This is a genomic window from Colwellia sp. 6M3, from assembly GCF_014077595.1.
Classification (GTDB): domain Bacteria; phylum Pseudomonadota; class Gammaproteobacteria; order Enterobacterales; family Alteromonadaceae; genus Cognaticolwellia.
In genome coordinates, this window is record NZ_JACGWF010000173.1 from 1 (window position 1) to 2,345 (window position 2,345).

Here is a 2,345-nt window from a genome sequence, read left to right on the forward strand (position 1 = left end):
CTCTTTGACTAAAGCAATGGCATCTAATTTAAATTCTTTTGAATATTTTTTACGTTTTGTCATTTTCGATCTCCAGTTAAGTTCATTATCTCTTAACTGGGGTAGTCGAATCTATTAAACCACGTCAGTTTCGTGCTCAACAGGATTGGTTATGTTGGAAAGGTAAGGCGCTTCATTAAATAATGCAAAAGCAAGCTCTCTAATTTTTTTTACATTCATAAAGTACTCAGAATCTACTTCAAAAGTTAAATATAACTAAAAGTGTACGTGAAATTTAAAAGTAATCCCAATGTAACTTCGTGAGTGGTGGCTTTGTTGACTATCAAGATGAAGGTAGCTCAACGTCTTATGAACACTAAAAACAGCTCAAAAATCTATTGATGCTAATGTCCGTTCGTATCCTAGCGGACATAAATTGAGGTGAATATAAGCCGCCATTTTTGACCGTTTTAGGCTCTGAACTGCCGTTTTAAACTCAAAAGCTAATGTCAGCAATTGGCTAGGAGCCGAAGTATCAATTTAGCCACTCGAAGCTTCTGCTTAGCGCATGTGGGTGTTAAATAAAATGGTTTATTCTTCTTGAACTATATTAAACTTATGTGTATTTCTATTTTATAATAGTCACCATATTATGAGTATGATGGCGACTTTTTAAGTTTTATTTAAAGTATTTTGCTGACAGACAATCTCTTTTAATTGTTTGGCTTATGCTTCCTTGATATATCATTTAGTTGCTGTCAGTATCGTTACTTATTCAATTCAATTCAATTCAATTCAATGCATTGCATGGCACTTTCTTGCCATAAACTCTGTTTATCGACAGGTAATTCTTCTTTAGTTATGAATACTCGTATTTTGATAGTTTCACCGTCTTTTTTTGAGCATTCACAAACCATCAGACCTAAGGTATCCATTGATGCTGTTTCCCAATTCATAAAGCTGCCATGGGATTTTTTCTTTCGCGTTAATCGCTTATCATCAGCTCTTAGTTTTATCATTTGCAGAGCCAAGTCAAAACTAACATCACAGGCCTTTGCAAGGCGATAAATCCTCGTGTAATAAGTTTTATGTTTTCTGATGATTTTATTCATATTTGTTAGTCTCTTGCTAAGAGTTACAACTAGCTATTTTCTTACGTTCTTATTAGAACCTCAATTGCGCTTAGCTTTATAACGAGAGCTGGCTAAGCTTTTCAGCCAGTACATTATCTTCAATATGAAAAAGTTCAGGGCATGGCTGCTGAATGTTCATGGCGTTTATTAATAACTGTCCCAGTCGTAATTCAGGATATTTAGCCTGCACATTGCTAATACTTTCTAACAGGATCTGTTTGGCATCATCAAAGTTGCTATCTGCCAAAGCTGAATCTCTCGAACTCTCATCATCAATGTTTGTATTGATATATATGCTCGATAACATACCACTCGCGGTTTTTTCTTCGTCAAAAGTGAACTTTGATTTAAAATTTGACCTGTCGGGCATAAAATCATCATCCGCCAAGGGCGCTTCTTCAAAAAAACTGTTCCAATCTTTTTTCTCATAAGCACAAATCAAATCGGCAAGTTGATGAAGTTCATTACCTTCAGCCGATAAGTACTGTGCATCCCAAAGTTGCTCTACACGTCTCAGCGCAATCGTTAACTCATTATTATCGGCAACTTTATTTTTCGATAATATATCTCTTACAGCTAACTTTAAATCACAGTCCTGTTTCAACTGATGTGCTTTGGTCTTTGACTGGCAAATCACATCAAAAATATTGCTATATTCAAGCTGTTCTTTATTACTACTTTCACTGTATTCATTAGGGACATTGCTTTCATCCGTTACCCTGAGAGTGTCGCCACACATATCAACAAAACATTGTTGACATAAATCAATATCAATTTGTCTGCCATCACCATGAATCGAGCCATAGCCGCAATGACGCCTTATTGAAATAAATTCATGAAACTCATAGTCACCGTCAACACTTGCTTGTATGCCACAGCCATCACAAATCAATTTAATTATCTCTTGTCGCTGCACTGCTTTTAGCTCTCTCATATTCTGCTCTCGTGAACTATTGTAGATACTGTTAAATAATGAACTAAGGTATTTCTATCGAGTAGGAGATTTTTCTTTTCATCCTTAATAAGTTCATTTGAACTAATCATGTTAACTACACATTTTTTATCTCAGGTAGGTAACTTTCAATAGGCGCGCTTATTGTGTTCCCCATACCGCCATTGCCAACGATATAAAATTGGTTTGCATTATTAAAATCAACCGCGACATGTAACCAATCCGAACGGTTAGATTGCCCTAACCGTTCCTTAAATTTTTTAACAGTTAACATAACTACC

3 protein-coding genes are annotated in these 2,345 nt (G+C 35.5%); all 3 read right to left on the bottom strand.

Annotated elements, in window-relative coordinates:
- Positions 1-764 precede the first annotated feature (764 nt).
- Positions 765-998: a hypothetical protein gene (locus H4J50_RS18770; RefSeq protein WP_182257679.1), complete on the bottom strand. Its 234-nt coding sequence runs from the start codon at positions 996-998 to the stop codon at positions 765-767.
- Between the two features lie 169 nt (positions 999-1,167).
- Positions 1,168-2,046 (bottom strand): hypothetical protein, encoded by an 879-nt coding sequence (locus H4J50_RS18775; protein ID WP_182257680.1) that lies wholly within the window; start codon positions 2,044-2,046, stop codon positions 1,168-1,170.
- 115 nt (positions 2,047-2,161) lie between these two features.
- Positions 2,162-2,345 (bottom strand): hypothetical protein (locus H4J50_RS19455; RefSeq protein ID WP_220466352.1); only part of this gene is annotated, 184 nt, incomplete at its 5' end.